The 18,276-nt window shown below is 40.5% G+C and carries 20 protein-coding genes; 2 read left to right on the forward strand and 18 right to left on the reverse strand.

Features of this window, described 5'->3' with window-relative positions; all coding sequences use genetic code 11:
- Window positions 1-4: 4 nt before the first annotated feature.
- The 18 genes from HW278_RS09080 to HW278_RS09165 form a co-directional block, all read right to left on the reverse strand.
- Complete coding sequence (locus tag HW278_RS09080) at window positions 5-2,065, reverse strand: S9 family peptidase (RefSeq protein ID WP_178977604.1); 2,061 nt, start codon at window positions 2,063-2,065, stop codon at window positions 5-7.
- Window positions 2,058-4,082 carry a glycoside hydrolase family 65 protein gene (locus HW278_RS09085; RefSeq protein WP_178977605.1) on the reverse strand — a complete coding sequence of 675 codons (2,025 nt, stop codon included), beginning with the start codon at window positions 4,080-4,082 and terminating at the stop codon, window positions 2,058-2,060. Before HW278_RS09085 ends, HW278_RS09080 begins: the two co-directional genes overlap by 8 nt.
- A gap of 2 nt (window positions 4,083-4,084) precedes the next feature.
- Window positions 4,085-6,187, reverse strand: a complete 2,103-nt coding sequence (locus tag HW278_RS09090; protein ID WP_178977606.1) for a glycoside hydrolase family 97 protein — start codon at window positions 6,185-6,187, stop codon at window positions 4,085-4,087.
- A gap of 24 nt (window positions 6,188-6,211) precedes the next feature.
- Entirely contained in the window at window positions 6,212-6,643 is a 432-nt protein-coding gene (gene ruvX / locus HW278_RS09095; protein WP_178977607.1) for a Holliday junction resolvase RuvX, read from the reverse strand.
- Between the two features lie 2 nt (window positions 6,644-6,645).
- Window positions 6,646-7,458, reverse strand: a complete 813-nt coding sequence (locus HW278_RS09100; protein WP_178977608.1) for a M48 family metallopeptidase — start codon at window positions 7,456-7,458, stop codon at window positions 6,646-6,648.
- Complete coding sequence (locus HW278_RS09105) at window positions 7,458-7,889, reverse strand: hypothetical protein (protein WP_009417672.1); 432 nt, start codon at window positions 7,887-7,889, stop codon at window positions 7,458-7,460. Before HW278_RS09105 ends, HW278_RS09100 begins: the two co-directional genes overlap by 1 nt.
- Complete coding sequence (locus HW278_RS09110) at window positions 7,886-8,293, reverse strand: DUF2752 domain-containing protein (protein WP_178977609.1); 408 nt, start codon at window positions 8,291-8,293, stop codon at window positions 7,886-7,888. The genes HW278_RS09105 and HW278_RS09110 overlap by 4 nt, the downstream gene beginning before the upstream one ends.
- Entirely contained in the window at window positions 8,294-8,635 is a 342-nt protein-coding gene (locus HW278_RS09115; RefSeq protein ID WP_009417595.1) for a TM2 domain-containing protein, read from the reverse strand. It lies immediately after the preceding gene.
- 872 nt (window positions 8,636-9,507) lie between these two features.
- Window positions 9,508-9,891, reverse strand: a complete 384-nt coding sequence (locus HW278_RS09120; protein WP_178977610.1) for a hypothetical protein — start codon at window positions 9,889-9,891, stop codon at window positions 9,508-9,510.
- On the reverse strand, window positions 9,881-10,123 hold the full coding sequence (locus HW278_RS09125) for an AtpZ/AtpI family protein (protein ID WP_082315870.1): 243 nt from the start codon (window positions 10,121-10,123) through the stop codon (window positions 9,881-9,883). The genes HW278_RS09120 and HW278_RS09125 overlap by 11 nt, the downstream gene beginning before the upstream one ends.
- Window positions 10,074-10,520: a polymer-forming cytoskeletal protein gene (locus tag HW278_RS09130; protein WP_002675467.1), complete on the reverse strand. Its 447-nt coding sequence runs from the start codon at window positions 10,518-10,520 to the stop codon at window positions 10,074-10,076. The genes HW278_RS09125 and HW278_RS09130 overlap by 50 nt, the downstream gene beginning before the upstream one ends.
- 177 nt (window positions 10,521-10,697) lie before the next feature.
- Window positions 10,698-11,249 (reverse strand): Maf-like protein, encoded by a 552-nt coding sequence (locus HW278_RS09135; protein ID WP_178977611.1) that lies wholly within the window; start codon window positions 11,247-11,249, stop codon window positions 10,698-10,700.
- 220 nt (window positions 11,250-11,469) lie between these two features.
- Complete coding sequence (locus HW278_RS09140) at window positions 11,470-11,703, reverse strand: DUF5053 domain-containing protein (RefSeq protein ID WP_009420625.1); 234 nt, start codon at window positions 11,701-11,703, stop codon at window positions 11,470-11,472.
- A gap of 6 nt (window positions 11,704-11,709) precedes the next feature.
- A complete protein-coding gene (locus HW278_RS09145; RefSeq protein WP_053581728.1) occupies window positions 11,710-11,901 on the reverse strand; it encodes a hypothetical protein in 192 nt (63 codons plus the stop codon).
- Window positions 11,901-13,760 (reverse strand): penicillin-binding protein 2, encoded by a 1,860-nt coding sequence (gene mrdA / locus HW278_RS09150; protein WP_178977612.1) that lies wholly within the window; start codon window positions 13,758-13,760, stop codon window positions 11,901-11,903. The genes HW278_RS09145 and mrdA overlap by 1 nt, the downstream gene beginning before the upstream one ends.
- Complete coding sequence (mreD, locus tag HW278_RS09155) at window positions 13,757-14,263, reverse strand: rod shape-determining protein MreD (RefSeq protein WP_009411304.1); 507 nt, start codon at window positions 14,261-14,263, stop codon at window positions 13,757-13,759. The genes mrdA and mreD overlap by 4 nt, the downstream gene beginning before the upstream one ends.
- Entirely contained in the window at window positions 14,260-15,096 is an 837-nt protein-coding gene (mreC, locus tag HW278_RS09160; RefSeq protein ID WP_002675472.1) for a rod shape-determining protein MreC, read from the reverse strand. The genes mreD and mreC overlap by 4 nt, the downstream gene beginning before the upstream one ends.
- Before the next feature lie 35 nt (window positions 15,097-15,131).
- The gene (locus tag HW278_RS09165; protein ID WP_002675473.1) at window positions 15,132-16,160 is read right to left on the reverse strand and encodes a rod shape-determining protein; all 1,029 of its coding nucleotides are present in this window, start codon (window positions 16,158-16,160) and stop codon (window positions 15,132-15,134) included.
- A gap of 905 nt (window positions 16,161-17,065) precedes the next feature.
- Here HW278_RS09165 and HW278_RS09170 point away from each other — a divergent pair.
- Window positions 17,066-17,551: a hypothetical protein gene (locus HW278_RS09170; RefSeq protein WP_048746800.1), complete on the forward strand. Its 486-nt coding sequence runs from the start codon at window positions 17,066-17,068 to the stop codon at window positions 17,549-17,551.
- A gap of 31 nt (window positions 17,552-17,582) precedes the next feature.
- Entirely contained in the window at window positions 17,583-18,257 is a 675-nt protein-coding gene (gene cmk / locus HW278_RS09175; protein ID WP_002675478.1) for a (d)CMP kinase, read from the forward strand.
- Window positions 18,258-18,276: the final 19 nt, after the last annotated feature.

The following is an 18,276-nucleotide window of genomic DNA, read 5'->3' on the forward strand; positions in this document are numbered from 1 at the left end:
TTGTTTATCTATTTTTCTCTAATTCCAATAAAAAAGCGTATTCTTTTGCGGTTTCTTTTAGGGCTTCAAAGCGTCCTGAGGCACCGCCGTGACCAGCTTCCATATTGGTGTCTAAATACAGCAGATGGTCGTCGGTTTTGAGTTCTCGCAGTTTGGCTACCCATTTGGCAGGCTCCCAGTACTGTACTTGTGAGTCGTGCAAACCGGTACTCACGTACATTGCTGGATAGACTTGAGCGCGCACTTGGTCGTAAGGGGAATAGGAGAGCATATAATTGTAATATTTCTCGTTATTAGGATTCCCCCACTCGTCGTATTCGCCCGTAGTGAGCGGAATACTGTCGTCGAGCATTGTGGTTACCACATCCACAAAAGGCACTGAAGCGATAATGCCCTTATACAATTGTGGTGCCATATTCACCACAGCACCCATTAGCAAACCTCCAGCCGAGCCACCTTCAGCAAATAGATGTTCGGGAGAGGTGTAGCCTTCTGCGATGAGGTACTGAGAACAAGCGATAAAATCGGTAAATGTGTTTTTCTTTTTGAGGAGTTTGCCATCTTCATACCATTGGCGACCTAAATATTCTCCCCCGCGGATATGTGCAATAGCATAGATAAAACCGCGGTCTAACAAGCTCAAACGAGTGGTAGAAAAATAAGGATTGATGGTTACTCCGTACGAGCCATAACCATACAACAACAAAGGATTTTGTCCATTTTTCACTATATCTTTGCGGTAGATAAGCGAAATGGGGACTTTTACTCCGTCGGGGGCAGTTGCCCAAAGGCGTTCTTCTATATAATTATCTTTGTTGAAGTTCCCGCCTAATACTTCTTGTTCTTTTAGTAGGCGCTCTTCGCCAGTGCGCATATTATATTCTATAATAGAAGCAGGAGTTGCCAATGATTGGTAGTTGTAGCGGATCCATTCGGTGTTGAAATCTATATTTTGGGTAGTATAGGCGGTATAAGTTTCGCTATCAAAGGGGAGGTAATGCGTTTTTGAGCCATCCCAAGAGCGTATTTGTATGTGTTCTAAGCCATTGTACACTTCTTCGACTACTAAGAAATCTTTAAAAATCTCGATATCGTTGAGGCGTACTTCGGGACGATGGGCTATTACCTCTTCCCAATGCTCGGAAGTTGTAGCACTTTCGGGGGTACGCATCAGTTTGAAGTTGGTCGCACCGTCTTTATTGGTGAGAATATAAAAATACTCCTCATAATGAGCTATATCGTATTCCAAGCCTCGTGTGCGGGGTTGGAATACTTTGAAAGCCTCGAGAGGGGTATTGGCGTTTAAGATTTGATATTCGGATGTAAGGGTACTTTCGCTGCCTATCACAAGGTATTTGCGAGACTTCTCGCGGTAGACGAACACATCGAAAGTATCGTCTTTTTCGTGGAAAATCAATACATCGTCTTTGGGGTCAGTATCTAAAATATGGCGGTATACTTTGAAAGAACGCAGGGTTTGCTGGTTGTTCTTCACGTAGAAAATGGTACGACTATCGGCTGCCCAAATTGCTTGTCCGTTGGTATTTTTGATTTTATAGGGCAGTATTTCACCTGTGCTGAGGTTCTTGATTTGCAACGTATATTGCCGGCGAGATACAGTATCCACCCCAAAAACTGCCCACTGATTGTCGTCGCTTATGGCAAAGCTATCGAGGTGAAAGTAGGCTTTGCCTTTAGCCATCGCATTACAATCGAAAAGGATTTCTTCTGGAGCATCGAGCGTTTCCTTGTAGCGCACATAAATAGGGTAATCTTTTCCTTCTTCATAACGGGTTTGATACCAATAACCGTTGTAAAAGTAAGGCACAGAACTATCGTTCTCTTTGATGCGACTTTTCATTTCGGCAAAGAGCGTTTCTTGCAAAGGTTTGGTGTGTGCTGTTTGCGCCTGATAATAGGCGTTTTCGGCTTCTAAATAAGCAATGACTTCAGGGTTTTCGCGCTCGCGTAGCCAATAGTAATTATCGGTGCGCTTGTTGCCAAATTCGGTGAATATATGAGGTATTTGTTTAGCTTTAGGAGGGTGTGATTGAGGTTTATTCATTTGATATGATATATGTTTTTTTGTCAATTCCGATGCCTTTTAAAGTGATTTTTTTCCAATGTGTGGGCATTACAGTTTTCAGTTGTTGTATGCCTTTTTCTTCGGATATATCTAATCCTCCAAAGCCCATCATCACCGTTTGTAGTACGCCTCCTGCTCCGGTGAGGAAATAAGGAGTCTTACCATTTTTGGTTTCAGCCATTACTCTAAAAGGAGGTAAGAGGTTAGGGTGATAGGCTTCAGTAAAGTACTTATAAGCCTTTTCGCGGTCGCCTAATCGGCTGTATAAGAGAGAGAATATAGCCTGAGTCATCGCAGGAGTATCGTTGTAAGGCACTTTGTCTTTGTAATACTCTAAATCTTTGTGTATTTGGTTTTTGTCGGTAATTACTTTTAACGGATGAGCTAATAGGTTTACATCGGCTTGTTTGATGAATTGCCCTGTATAGCTATCGTGTTCACGGGTTACGCCATTATCCATCGTGCTGAAAACGAGTTGTTCGGCTATGGTTTTCCACTGTGGGTTAGCTTTTATGCCTAATACTTTGGCAGCAGCAGTAGCGTAGAGCAAGTTCAGTTTAGCAGCTGCATTGGTATAGGCGTTGTTATCTACATTTTCAGCCCATTCATCGGCACATACTACGTTTTTAATTTGATAGGGAGCTTGTTCACTCACTCGGCTTTGCCAAAAAGTAGCGGTACTTTCTAAAATGGGGTAGCCTATGCGGTGCAACCACTCTTTATCTTTAGTTACACAATAGTAATTCCAAACCGCTATAGCTACATCGGCAGTGATGTGATGCTCGTAAGTACCTGTGAGTGCCCACACAGGGGTGTCTTCTTCTCCTGACACAGCACTTTCCCAAGGAAACATCGCCCCTTGATAACCGTGCAGCGCAGCGTTGTGTTGGGCGCGTTCTAACCTTTGATAGCGATAGTTGAGGAGGTTTTTAGCTATTTCGGGGTGCAATAATAACAAAGGGGGATACATCCACATTTCGGTATCCCAAAATATGTGTCCCATATACCCTGTGTGGCTTAACCCATAAGGAGAAAGAGAAAAGGAATGGAGCTCACTTACCGAAGCGTATAAGTGGTATAACATATTGTGGATGTCCTGATTAGCCTGTGCATCTCCCTCAATCTCAATGTTGCTTTCCCAGAGTTTTGCCCACTGTTTGTTATGTCCTGCAAGTAGCGCCTCGTGTCCCTGCAAAAAAGCATAAGTACAGAGTCTTTCGGCTTGGTTATAAGGGTCGATAGAGTGCTGAGAGCTTATTAGGTTGCCAATTAGAGAAAAAGAATAGGTTTCGCCAGCTTTTAGTTTATGAGTGAATTGCATTAGGTGACTATTATAGTCCCTCATTTCGTGTAATATTTGGGGAGCGTTACCGTATTTTTTATCAAAAAGAAAAGCGTTACTCACTGCTACTTTGGCATTCTCTGCTGGTGTTTGAGCCACCGTAGTGAGCAATGGGATATGAGCGTGTGGCGGATTGATTTCATTGAAGTAGTTTTGAGGGTTGCGGAAGCCATCGGGGGTGGTTAGAATGTTCTCTGCCAGAAGTGTAATATCGCGCAAAGGGGTAATGCTGATGTCTAACAGCAAGGTGTGAGGCAAGTGCCTCAAGGCATAATAAGTATAGGTAACTTTAGCTTTGTCTTTAAAATTGAAGTGACCTGAGAACGCCCCATTGCGCAATTCTAACTCTTGAGTGAAATCACTAACAGAATGAGCGTTGATATCCTCGTAATCAATAGCCATTCGCAGTTGTAATGGATTGATATTAGGCATAGCCGAAACTACCCTACTTTTGCCGTAATCGTACAACCCTGCTATGATTACTTGGTCTATTTGTAGGGGTGCAGCAGAAGAACGCATCCCTATCATTCCATTGCCTATTGTAACCCCGTAATAGTTAGCGGGGTTGATGGTCTCTGCTTTGAGCAACCACGGGTCTTGGGCATTCAGTGAAGCACAGCAAATGAAACCTATAATGAAAAAGAATTGTTTCATAATCACTTGATACTTATAGCCAAGCCACCACTGGGGGCAAGGCGTTGTTTGAGTTTGGTTTTTTGAGTTACTTTCATTGTTTTGATGGAGTAACTATTGGGATTGGTACGCCAATCGGCATTTTTGCCATCGGTGTAGAGGGTAGCGGTATAGGTTTTTCCTTTGGGTAGAAAGCTGAAATCAATGAGAGCTTCACGGGCGTTTTCATCGGTGATAGCGCCTACAAACCACTCGTTTTTACCTTTAGCTTTGCGGGCAATGGTGATGTAATCGCCGGGTTCGGCTTCTAAAATGTAAGTATTATCCCAGTCGGCTGCTACATCTTTGATAAATTGGAAAGCATCGAGGTGTTTTTCGTAGTTTTCAGGCAAGTCGGCTGCCATTTGTAACGGACTGTACATTGTTACGTAGAGCGCCAACTGCTTCACAAGGGTAGTACTACGTTTGGCTTTGTTGTTGCCATATCGGCTCAAATCGCCTTCAAAAATACCAGGGGTATAGTCCATAGCACCACCCATCAAGCGGGTAAAGGGGAGGATAGTAGTATGTTCGGGGCGATTGCCGTTGAACGACTCAAATTCGGTACCGCGTGCACTTTCTTGGGCTACCCAGTTAGGGTAAGTACGGCTCATACCGGTAGGTCGCACCGCCTCGTGTGAATTGACCATTATGCGGTACTTAGCAGCGGTTTCGGCTACATAGTTGTAGTGGTTTACCATCCATTGTCCGTCGTGGTATTCGCTGCGCGGAATGATAGGTCCAACATAACCTGTTTTCACGGCGTCGTAACCATTGTCGTTCATAAAGCGGAAAGCCTCGTGCAGGTGGCGTTCGTAATCAACTACTGAGGAGGTAGTTTCGTGGTGCATAATCAGTTTTACTCCTTTGCCAGCGGCGTATTGGTGTAGTGCTTGTACATCAAAATCGGGGTAGGCTTTGGTAAAGCTGTAGATGCGCTCTTTGTCGTAAGCATAATTATCTTCCCAGCCCTCATTCCAACCTTCCACAAGAACGGCATCAAAACCGTGCTGAGAGGCAAAGTTGATGTATTTCTTCACGTGCTCGGTATTAGCACCGTGATGTCCGTTAGGTTTTAGTTTTTGGTAATCGGTAACGCCAATGGTAATATCGCGGTCATCGGAGTAAGCCCACGTACTACCACCTCCTATAAAATACTCCCACCAAACGCCTATGTATTTGGTAGGGTGAATCCAAGAAGTATCGGTGATTTTGCAGGGTTCGTTGAGGTTGAGGATAAGGTTAGAAGCCAAAATATCGCGAGCATCATCGCTCACTACTATTGTGCGCCAAGGTGTTACGCTACCCGTTTGAATGTAGCCTTTTACCCCATTCTTATCGGGGACTAAATGAGCTGATAACTGATGTTTGGTAGCACTGACGTTGAGCATCATCGCAGGGTAATTCACCAAAGCAGCTTCGTGCAGATTGATGTACAATCCATCACTCGATTTGAGCATCAAGGGAGTTTGTACGGCTACATTAGGAGTAGGTGCTTTGGCAGCCAAAGGCTCTTCGCGCACTTTGTCGATAAGTTTAGGAATTTCCGAAATAGCAGAAGTGGTAATAGGAAACTCGTTAGTATCGTAGTCAGCGGGAATCCAAAAAGCCTTGTGGTTACCCGAAAGTTGGAAAACAGTAAGCTCTTCTTGAATTCTAAAGTGACGGAAGTTAGCTTGCACTGGAAATTCATAGCGGAAACCTAAACCGTCGTTGAACAAGCGAAAGCGCAAGTGCAATTGTCGTCCGTTGTTTTTCTGAGTGAGACGGACGAACATTTCTTTGTGATGGTCGCGTATTTCTTTGTTTTCGCCCAATACGGGTTGCCATACATTATTAGCTTCAGCAAATTGAACATCTGTGATTTCAAAATTGCTGTTGAAATCCTCCTTTTGGTTGATAACAAACCCCAGAGCACTCTCGCTGATGACTGTTTTGCCTTTGAAAGTTAAGGCATAAGTAGGCGTACCTTTTTCATTAAGCCGAAATGAGAGTTTGAGGTTCCCGTTAGGAGATGAAAGAGTTTGCGCAAATAGAAGAGGCGCAGCACACAACATACATACAATAGTGATAATAAACTTTTTCATTGGTTAAATATTTTTATCGTGATTTTATCTTTTGCTTGACCACTCATTGGCTCTCCCTGAGAGAAATTCTTGTAAGATAATGGTAGCACTAATTTCATCTATCAGCGCTTTGTTCTGGCGTTGTTTCTTTTTAAGTCCGCTATCAATCATTGTTTGGAAAGCAAGTTTGGAGGTAAAGCGCTCGTCTTGACGGTGGATAGGTATCTCTGGAAACTTCTGTTGTAACTTACTGATAAACTTTTGTATCTCAGTCTCTACGCTGGAATCCTCGTTGTTCATTCGTTTAGGTTGCCCAATCACAAAGGCTTCTACGGCTTCCTCGGCAGTGTATTGTTTTAGGAAAGCCAGTAGGGTAGGGGTTTCTACTGTGCAAAGCCCCGAAGCGATAATTTGCAGAGGGTCGGTTACAGCAATTCCTGTGCGTTTGGTTCCGTAGTCTATAGCTAAGAGTCGCATAATTATTCTTCCTCTATGATTTCCTTAAATGTTTCCCAAGTAGATGAAGAAATAACAGGCTTGTAGTTAGTTCGCTGTTTACCGATATTTTGTAGCAAATACTCTTTCCTATCCTTTGGAAAAGGGTGAGTGCTCACCCATTTAAATGCCGAAGGCGGAGTATTCTTATCATCTATCACCCCTATAAACTCAGCAAAAGGTTTAGGGTCTATCTTCGCATTTTGTATATAGGTAAGTCCCACAAGGTCGGCTTCTTTTTCCATATTTCGGTTAAAAGCACTCGAAGATACGATTCTGCCTACTTCTGTAATCATCGAAAGGTCTGACCGCCCCGAAATAATAGCAAACAAAGTGCCTATCCCTAATTCTCTTACAAGCGACTGCATTACGTGATCTTTTTCAATATGCGCCAGCTCGTGCCCAATCACCCCACAAAGGGCTTCTGGGCTTGAGGTCTTTTTTACAAGTCCTGTATAAATCATCAGCTGGTGATTAGGCAAAGCAAAAGCATTTACCTCTTCACTATCTAATAAGTACACTTTCAGCTCCTTCCGGTCGATGTTATTAGCATCACATATTTTGGTCACCATACTGTCGATAGTCGCTACTGCAAGGCTATCGTCTACCACCGAGTTTCTGCTCGTGAAGTCCTCAAACATCATTTCACCCAGCTTCACCTCTATTTTCTTCACATATTCATTCCTTATCAGCGAGTTAATCTTAAAAATCCCCAACCAGTTTACTTGTTGCAGTAAAAACCAACTGCCAAAGAAAACACACAGTAAAATAGTGCCTCTTGATATTACTTTATTCATTATTTTTTCACTATTAAATCTACAATATCACCGTAAAACCACCACGATAAATGTTCGCCCTTGCGTATCTTTATGGCAGAATAAAACGTGCCTATAATTTCATAAACATTAAAGATAAAGGCAATAATCAGCCAAGCAATATAAGCATTAGTTACTAAATTGCTCCCTAATACTATTGATACAGTCCACCAGAAAGTAGTGGTGTTTACAAAAAATAAGAAAAGTTGTGAAACGAAGGCTTGATAACAATGCCAACGCACAAAAAAAGAGCCTTTGCGATGTGCCACCAGAAAGAATATGGTAGCCAGTAGATTGATGATAGGCAAAGGCATTCCCGCCATAATAGCCACTATCGACATTATATAGCTATTGGCAGCGCGCTCCTTGTCACCATCGCTGATGCGTTCGTTTAATTGTTTAGTTTCTATCATAAACCTTTATAAATATTCCAAATCCAGTTCAGTACTATGAGAATAAAAAAGGGAATATACACGTAAGGGTGTTTAAAGAATTGTTCAAACTTTATGTAAGCTCCCTGCAAAGTAGTTTTCTTTCTGCATAAATCATAAAGTAACCATAACGGAGTAATGATAAGTAATACCGATGCCAATACCCCAAGCGGATTGGTCAGTAACGCCTCTCCCCAGTGCCCTTCAAAAAAAGCCTCAACCGACCGCGTGGTACCACACGACGGACAGGGGTACCCCGTAACATTCTTTATTGCACAAACAGTAACCCCTATGTCCTGTCCGTGAAAAAGATAGTGGCTAAGTAGCCACCCCCAACAGGCAAGACATAGGAGTGTGATGAAAGTATAGAACTTTTTAGTCGTCAATTAGTAACTAAGTGCTGAAGCTAATAATTCCGCATTTTTGTCTCTTGTAGCGTCCATAATTAGGAACCAGTCCACAATCGTCCAAATACCCAAACCACCACAAGTAAGTAATTTACCAACTCCCATACCTACATCGCCTATGTAGAAACGGTCAATACCCAAATGTCCTGCAAAAATAGAAATGAGGAGAGAAGTAGTAGGGTCTTTAAATTGTATCGTTTGTAGCATTACCCATTTTGATTCGTCCAAAGAAAGAAGCTTTTCACGAATTTGAGGAACGATTTCAGGTCTGAAAAATTTACCATTAGTTACGATAAACATATCCACTTTTTGTGCATCCATAGTGTGTAAAATTATGATATTAAAATTATGGTGCAATATTACAGCATTTTTTTGATATTGCCTAATATTTTAACAAAAAAAGTTATACTTCTGATTCAAAATCATAAATAGTGTCTTTAACAAGGAATTTTCCCACAAAATTGCCACACTCGGTTTTTACATTTCCCTTATCTTACCATCACCTTGCCTTCATCATTCGCCTATCGTTCTTCGTCATTTGTTCCCTTTTCCCTCGTTACCTTCCCCTTCTCCGAGATAGCCAGCAACAACTGGGTATGTGTAAGGGGGGAGGTTTGTCACCTTTTCCAGCTTGTCCCCCTTCGGGGGTTCGGGGGCTTACCGAATAAAAGACTCGCCACAGTTTCCCCTTTTGAAAATAGCCAGCAACAACTGGGTATGTGTAAAGGGGGAGGTTATCTCCTAGTGCCTATGGCCTAAGGCCTATCACCTCTTCCTCTTTCTTTCGCCTCGAAACCCCGTTTTTAACATTTTTAACCTTGTTGTATTACACTATTAATCAATTATTTGCATACCCTTTCTATACCAATCTTCCAAGATTCGTATAAGCTTCCTATAAGCTCTCTATAAGCTAACCCCACCCATCTCATAGCCTTTTCTCATCAAAAATCCTCCCAACTCACTTTTTATATTTTTCGTTTTCCTCCGATAACTCAGACCAGTCCGATTTGTCCGACAAGTCAGACCCATCAAAAAACCTTTTTTATCACTACCCATTTGCTAATCTGTTAATTTTCCAATTCTCTCATTTGCTCATTTTCTAATTTTCTCATTTTCTAATTTTCTCATTTTCTAATTTTCTCATTTTCTAATTTTCTCATTTTCTAATTTTCTACCCGCCATACGGCTCCCACTTATTTTATCAACCGAATCGCTAATACAGCCTCTATGGTTGTGAAATAAAAAGAGGGCAATAAGATGAAGAGCATTTCGTATAAAGGTGAAGGACTTACAGTTTTTACCAGCGGAAGTGAGAGAATTACTACGGCTACAAAACGCAATACAAACCCCGCCATAAAAGCAAAAGCAGTGTGCTGTTTGCGTCTTTTGTTTACGATGAAGATAATACTAAATAAGAAGAAAGATAAACCACAATGGAAGATGAGCAAGGTTTTTAGCGAATAGTACAAACTAATACCCTCTGTGTTTACGCAATAATCATACACCCAAAAGAGTCCTACCCCTCCGGCAATAAGCAATAATAAATATTTTACAAACAGGAGTATGTTACTCTTCATCGCTCATCTGTTGGGCTTTCTTAATTACTGAATACATAGCTCCAAATACCCCAAAAAGCGAACATACCACTGTCCATAGAGAGTACTCATTAGGAAATTTACCATCTAACCAAACACCAAAAAAGCTACAAATGGCTATGGTAATAGCCATTTGTAGCCCTATTTGTGAAAAGGTAATCCACTTATTTAGGTGGTTGTTTTTCGGCTGTAAGTGGTGCTTGTGGTTTTTCATTGATAGTAAAGCTGTTTTTGCCTCCTTTCATCGAGCAAGAAACGTTAAATACCGCTCCTGGTTCTATAGAAAGCTTATCTACGTACACTTCGCCTTCTACAACTGCAGTAGATTTTAAACTTAAAATACTACTCACTTTGAGGGTACCTGTTATTTTACCTTCAATATCGGCGTTTTCGCAAATCACAGTGCCTTTTATTACACCGGTTCTGCCTACTACTAATTTACCTGAAGTTTGGAAAGTTCCTTCCACTTCACCATCAATTCTAAAATCAGATTTTGAATTGATTTCTCCTTTGAATTTTGTTTCAGTAACAATACGGTTGCTACTTCCTGTGGGATTTTCTGCTGCCATAATAATCTTTTTATTATCTCTCTCTTTATTAAATATAGCCATTTGTATTTCTATTTAAAATACAGCCCCAAAAGTACAATAAATATTTTAAAACTGCAATTTTTTTAATAATTCTTTTTTTATTATTTTTCTTAATAAATTGTTTCTTAATAGTTTAAGCTAATTAGTATATAAGAAAAAACTCTGGTAAAATTCAAGAATTACCAGAGTTTATTTGTTTTATATTTGTTCTTTAATTAAGTGTGTAGGTAGTCCCATTACGTTGTTATAAGAGCCTTCAATAGCTGTTACTCCTATATGTCCTATCCACTCCTGTATACCGTAAGCTCCTGCTTTGTCAAATGGCTGATAGTGAATTATGTAATAGGTTATTTCGTCATCGGAAAGCTCTTTAAAGGTTACTTTCGTAATACAGTGTTCCGTTATTTGCTTTTCATTAGTAGTAAAACATATAGAGGTAATTACCTCGTGAGTCTTCCCCGAGAGCGAACGCAACATTGCAAAGGCTTCGGTAGCGTCTTTGGGTTTACCAAGGGCTTTACCTTTGTGCCACACAATAGTATCAGAGGTGAGAAGCACACAATCCGTAGGTATTTCACCCGCAAAGGGCGTAGCTTTCAGCTGGGCGAGATAGTCGGTGATTTGCTCTCGCTTTAAGTGTTTAGGGTAGGTTTCGTCTATGGGTCTAAGGACTACCTCATAAGGGATATCTAATTCTTTCAGGAACTGCTGACGGCGCGGTGAGCCTGAGGCTAATATAATCTTTTTCAAATGTGAGCCACACGGGCAATTTTAATGTATAGTCTATCAGAATTGGTTTGCAAATTTTGTATCGTACACTTTGCCAAAGTTTCAGACTTTGGCAAAGTTGATACACTGATAATCAGTCGATTTTTTAGTATATTGTAGGAGCGATTTGCAAATCGCCTTCTAAGAACAAGCCTATTTATTCGCAATCTATTTTTGTTTGACTATAATAATTATCTAAACTTTATTCAAAATTATCTGCAGTTTTGCGAATACGTTCTGCCAAATCATATAAAGCTCCTCTAAAAAGATCTTTTTCTGTTTCGGTAAAGCCGTTATTAGTATCGTCTATTTTGTCGTATATCCAAGAAGCAGATTTACCAAAATACTTACGTGCTATTTTAGCCCAAGAAATATCAAGAGCGATGTCTTGTATTTGTTGTTTAGTAGCCATCTTTTTATTAATTACTATTTCCATATTGTGTTATTTTTTTCTAAGTTCTTTTTTTATGAGCTTACGACGTTCTTCATCATCTTCTCCATCTATAATTTCTTCGAAAAGTCTACGGGCATACCATTCCAACTCCTCTGAAGGATTATGTAAAGATTCTCTAAAGTTCCGTATCGCAATAATCAAATTTTCTTCTTTGGTTGTTAATTTCATTTGTTTCTTCATTATCGGTTGATGGTAAAAGGCAATCCGCTATAAGGCTTCATATATTCGTCTTCAAGACTCTTTTCGAGCATTTGTTTTTCGAGGTCGCAGCGGTATACTTCACCTTTTAGGTATTTTTCAATCATTAGTGAGGCGATGGGAGCAGCTACTCGTGCTCCGTAATACCCGTTTTCCACAAATACGGCAATAGCAATCTTAGGGTCTTCTATGGGGGCAAAAGCTACAAATATAGAGTGGTCAGTAAGTTGCATACGCTTGCCATTCACTTTTATAAAGTTTTCGGCGGTACCTGTTTTAGCAGCGATATTAATACCTTCAATTTGGGTACGGCGTGCGGTACCTTGCTCATATGCCATATTCATACCTCTAATCACAGGTTCAAAGTTTTTAGGGGCTATTGTAGTGTGTTTAGCAACGGTATACTCTTGAAATGGAGTAATTTTATTATCTATTTTTTTTACGATATGAGGGGTATAGTAATAACCTCTATTAGCGATGGCTGCCATCACATTAGCAAGCTGTATAGGAGTGGTAAGCAATTCTCCTTGCCCAATAGCGTTAGAGATATTGGTTGTGCCATTCCAGCGACCTTTACCATATTGTTTGTCATACAAAGCAGTATTAGGCACTTTCCCTGCACGTCCCGTCGGTAGGTCAGCACCTAAAAAGCTTCCCAATCCAAAACTTCGTACGTGAGCATTCCACTTGTCCATACCCACTGCCGAAGAGGTTTTCATATCAATAGCACGCTTATAGGTATTCGCAAAATAAGAGTTACAAGAAAAAGCTATCCCGTGTAATAGGTCATTAGAACTGCGCCCGCAGTGGCAACGCATTATACGCCCTCCAAAACGATAACCTCCCCCACAGCTGAACACACTACCTGGTGTTATCACACCTTCCTGTAAGCCTATGAGTGCGTTTATTACTTTAAATGGCGAACCTGGTGGGTATTCTGCTAATAGTGTGCGGTCATAAAGAGGTTTAGCAATCGAATCGTTATAAAGGGCTGTGTAGTTCTTAGAACGTTCACGTCCTACTAACAGAGCAGGGTCAAAAGTAGGCGCTGATATCAATGCGAGAATCTCACCTGTTTTAGGTTCTATAGCTACAATTCCGCCGTGTTTGTGTTGCATCAGCATTTCGCCATAGGCTTGCAAATTGATATCTATGGTTAGTTGCAATGGTTGTCCAGTGATAGGCAAAGTATCCATTGCGCCATTTTTATAGCGTTCAATGGCAGCGTTGTGTTTGTCCTTTTGGAAGAATTGTACACCTTTTTTACCTCGTAAGAATTCCTCGTATTGTTTTTCTACCCCACTGCGCCCTATCAGTTCACCAGCTAAGTAATAAGGGTTCTTTTTTAGTTCCCATTCATTTACCTCGCTGATATATCCCAATACATTCCCCCCATTGTGAGTGAGGTAACTGCGGAGCATTCGCTTCTGTATATAAAATCCTTGAAACTTGCGCAACTTTTCTTGTAGTACAGCATAATCGTCTTTGGAGAGCTGGTGCACGATTACCGAAGGTTTTTTGCGTGAGTAATCACTTGCTTTTATGAGTCGTTCCCTAAACTCTTCTTTACTGATTTCAAGGAGTCCACAAAGCTCTAAGGTATCGAGAGTTTTCACCTCACTGGGCACAACCATCACGTCATAGGCAGGTTGGTTCGATACCAATAGTTCTCCATTACGGTCGTAAATATACCCGCGTTCGGGGTAATCGTATACCGTTTCAATAGCAATGTTGTCAATTCCTGTATTTTCCTCGTGAAATATTACTTGTAAGAAGAATAACCGTACTAAGAACACCACTGCCACAAAAAGAATAATAATGGGCAACAGATATTTTCTCATTTCTTATTTTTACTAAACAGATAGATGAATAGCAAACAAACGATGATAGTGAAGATAGATGCTCCTACAATCTTTGCTAATGTAAGAAACAAGTGATTGAAGTTAAAGACTTCTAAGAAATAAAACAGTGTGTGATGCACTACCACCATCAAGGTTGTATAGCTAAAAATCTTAGAAAACGGATAAGCGAGCAAATCCAATTCTTGATACTCAAAATTCTTGCCAAATACTGTTAGTAGTATCGGATTACGCAAATAAGCTATGAGTACACTACTGGCAGCGTGCAACCCTCCCGTATTAGAAAAAATGTCTATACACAACCCTATTAAAAATGCCGCTACCAATGAAGGCATTCTGTTTTCACGATAGGGTAATAACAGTATAAACACTATGTAAACCATCGGATTTACATAGCCCCAATACTCCACATTGTTGAAGATGAGTACCTGCAACAACACTAAGAATACAAATAAATATACATTTCTTACTACTGGGTGACTCATTTTGGGTTCTGTTTTTCTAAGTCAGAAACGGCTGCTCTATCTCTATCTTCAATAATATACACATATTCAAGGTTCGACATATCAGCAAATAGCTTTACATCAATGATATACGTATTATCCTTTTTGCTCTTTTCAAAATGAACTATCCTGCCAATAGGAATTCCCTTGGGGAATATGTTCGACATACCCCCTGTTACAATCGTGTCTCCATTCTGTATAGGGGCTATATTAGGTACTTCTAACAGCTGTACTTTATTCACCTCTCGGGTATCCCAACGCAATGAACCAAAGTGTTGTGTGCGCTTCACCATTGCATTCAGTGCCGACCTAGTATTCAGTACACTTTGTACAGTAGCAAACCTCTCCGAAGTATTCTCTATTATTCCCACAACTCCTTGTGGCGATAGCACTCCCATATCTTGCTTTACACCGTCTTTTGTGCCTTTGTCGATAGTGAGGTAGTTGTTTTTTAAACGGAAACTATTTTTTATAACATTTGCTTTAAGTACCTTGTATTTCAGTGAATCGGTAGTGGGGAATGACACCGAATCTACAAGAGATATATTGCGGATTTGCTGTTCCATCCGTAAGAGTTGTGAGCGCAGAGCTCTATTCTCCTCAGTAAGGGTTTCGTTCTGACCGCGTAAGCTAAAATATTGTGCCCAATAGTCTGTGAAACTGTAAAGCCTACCCGACACTGCATTCGCTGAGTTTATGTAAGCACTCTGAGGATAATAATTGCTGTTAAAAACCAAACCAATAGCGCATAAGAACAGTGCGAGGAACACAAAAAAGTCCCTCGACCTCATAAAGAATTGAATGATTTGGTTCATACCTCTTGTTTCTTATCTCTTACCTCTATCTATTTTTACTTTAATAAAATACTTCTGAATTTGTTAATGTTTTTTAGAGTGATACCTGTTCCACGTACTACGGCACGCAAAGGGTCTTCGGCTACGTATACAGGGAGGTCAGTTTTCATAGAAATACGTTTGTCTAATCCCCGCAACATCGACCCACCACCTGCCATATAGATACCTGTATTATAGATATCGGCAGCCAATTCAGGAGGTGTTTGCGAAAGTGTCTCCATTATAGCATCTTCTATACGAAGAATAGACTTATCCAGCGCTTTCACCATTTCGCGGTAGGATACTTGCACTTGCTTAGGTTTACCGGTGAGCAAGTCACGCCCTTGTACCATAATATCATCTGGTGGGGCATCGAGGTCTTCAGTAGCAGCTCCTACGGTCATCTTAATGTTTTCTGCAGTACTTTCCCCTACGTAAAGGTTGTGTTGCGTACGCATATAGTGCACAATATCCGAGTTGAAAATATCCCCTGCAATTTTTACCGACTTGTCGCATACAATACCCCCTAAGGCAATCACCGCAATCTCGGTAGTACCCCCACCTATGTCGATAATCATATTACCCTTAGGTTGCATAATGTCAAGCCCTATACCAATAGCCGCTGCCATCGGTTCGTGTACGAGGTAAATATCCTTACCGTTCACACGTTCGCACGACTCGCGTACCGCACGCGTTTCCACCTCGGTAATTCCTGAGGGGATACAAACTACCATACGCAAAGAAGGCGAGAAAAAGCGTTTGCGCAACGCAGGTATACTCTTAATGAGCATTCCTATCATCTGTTCCGAAGCGTCAAAGTCGGCAATTACCCCGTCTTTTAGCGGACGAACAGTGGTGATATTAGGGTGTGTTTTCCCTTGCATTAGCCGTGCTTCTCTACCTACGGCTATAATTCTTCTGGTTGTCCTATCTATTGCTACAATCGATGGACTATCAATCACTACCCTGTCATTGTGAATAATGAGGGTGTTCGCAGTACCCAAATCAATGGCTATTTCTTCTGTCAAGAAATCAAAAAAACCCATATTATTTTTCTTTCTATTATATATTTACCTTATAAATCAGTTATTTAAGTGTTTTGTAGACACTACTTTTTGCGGGTGCAATTTTACGATTTTTTTTTGACCTACACAAATATTCTTACACTTTTTCTTAAAACTTTATAGCTAACCTCCTCTTATCTTGCTGTTTATCAGTTTATATGAATTTCTATTAAATAATGTCTATTCGATATAATATAACATCTTTTAGGTATACGTAAAACTAATTTCTAATCTCGCATAGTGTTCTACAATAGCTCACCGACTTTTGAGTAAGCACCGAGTTCCTATCCTTATCCATTACTCATTTCCTTTTCTTTCGCCTCGAAACCCTGTTTTTAACATTTTTAGCGTTGTTGTATAGTATTATTAATCAATTATTTATGTATCCTTTCTATACCAATCGTCCAAGATTCGTATAAGCTTCCTATAAGCTCTCTATAAGCTAACCCCACCCTTCTTACAGCCTTTTTCCATCAAAAATTCTACTTCCCTTCTTCCGAACTTTTCCGTTTCCTTCCGAATACTCCTAACAGTCCCAACTATCGCTTTTTCATCTCAAACTTTGCCAAAGTTAATTGCCCGTCGTGCTACGACTGCCTGTGCGGCTCGCACCTTTGCCAAAGTTAATCCCCTCCGATAGCGCGTTCCTTGTAGCCTCCACCTCATTTTCTCATTTCCAAATTTCCTCATTCTCTAATTTCCTCATTTTCTCATTTCCTCATTTTCTCATTTCCTCATTTCCTCATTTCCTAATTTCCAAATTCTCCTATCTCATTGTTTTTAAGTATTTATTATTAGATGGTCGTATTTTTTTAAGATAAAAACGCATCAGGGCATTGCAGTTTGCTTTTTGTTTTATATCTTTGTAGCGTTAAAAAGAGACAAAAATGAACGATTTTCTTAACACTCAGGAATCCCGAAAGAACAATCGCACTAAAAACATTATTGGAGTAATAGTGGGTGTGGTGTCTTTTGTTGTGGTATTTTTAGCGGCATTTTTTACGACACGCTATCTCACAAGCTCCTTCTTTTCAAAAGCTAAAAACGATTTAGTTACCGATGAAATGAAGAATCAAGTAGCCGAAATGAACCAGCAGTTGCCACAAATAATAGAAGAGGGGGTGCGCTTAGATAGTGTTGCCCTAAAAGGAGAAAAAACTATGGGGTATTATGTAACCCTCTTTAATTTCGATTCCGAAGGAGTAGAGTTTGACGCATCAGCAGCTAAGGAAGCTATTGTACAAAAACTAAAAAGCAATCGCGGAAAGATGCGCTTTTTCATTGATAACAATATAACGCTGTACTATTATTACTACGATAAAAACAAAAAAGTTGTAACCGAAATAGAAATAGCCCCATCACTCTACAAATAACTAACGATTAAAAACTAATAACTAAACACTAATGAATATTATCATTGCCATTGACGGCTATTCCTCAACAGGAAAGAGTACTACTGCCAAAGCCGTAGCCAAAGCGTTGGGCTACGTCTATATCGATACAGGTGCGATGTACCGCGCCGTTACTTATTTAGCCTTAGAAAAAGGTTATGTTTCTACCTCGGGCATCGAAGTAAAACCGCTGATGAAAGCCCTGCGAAAGTCGGAAATAAAGTTCGTATACAACCCTGAGTTGGGATTTTCTGAAATTTATTTAGACGGTAAGAATATCGAAAACGAAATACGCGGTATTGAAATAGCCAATTGGGTGAGCGAAGTTGCCAAACAACCCGAAGTGCGCACTTACCTAGTAGACCTTCAACGCAAAATGGGTAAAGACAAAGGTATTGTAATGGACGGACGCGATATAGGTACAACGGTATTCCCGAATGCTGAACTTAAAATATTTATGACCGCTAGCGAACAAGTGCGCGCCCAGCGCCGTTATAAAGAGTTACAAGCCAAAGGCGATAAAGCATCGTTCGACGAAGTGCTTGCCAATATCCAGCACCGCGACCATATCGATACTACCCGCAAAGAGTCACCTCTTAAAAAAGCCAATGATGCCATAGTTATCGATAATACCAATCTTACTATAGAGGAACAAGTACAAAAAATCTTAGCATTTGTTAATTGTTAATTGTCAATTGTCAATTGTT

It is taken from the genome of Capnocytophaga sp. oral taxon 902 (genome assembly GCF_013394735.1).
GTDB classification, from domain to species: domain Bacteria; phylum Bacteroidota; class Bacteroidia; order Flavobacteriales; family Flavobacteriaceae; genus Capnocytophaga; species Capnocytophaga ochracea.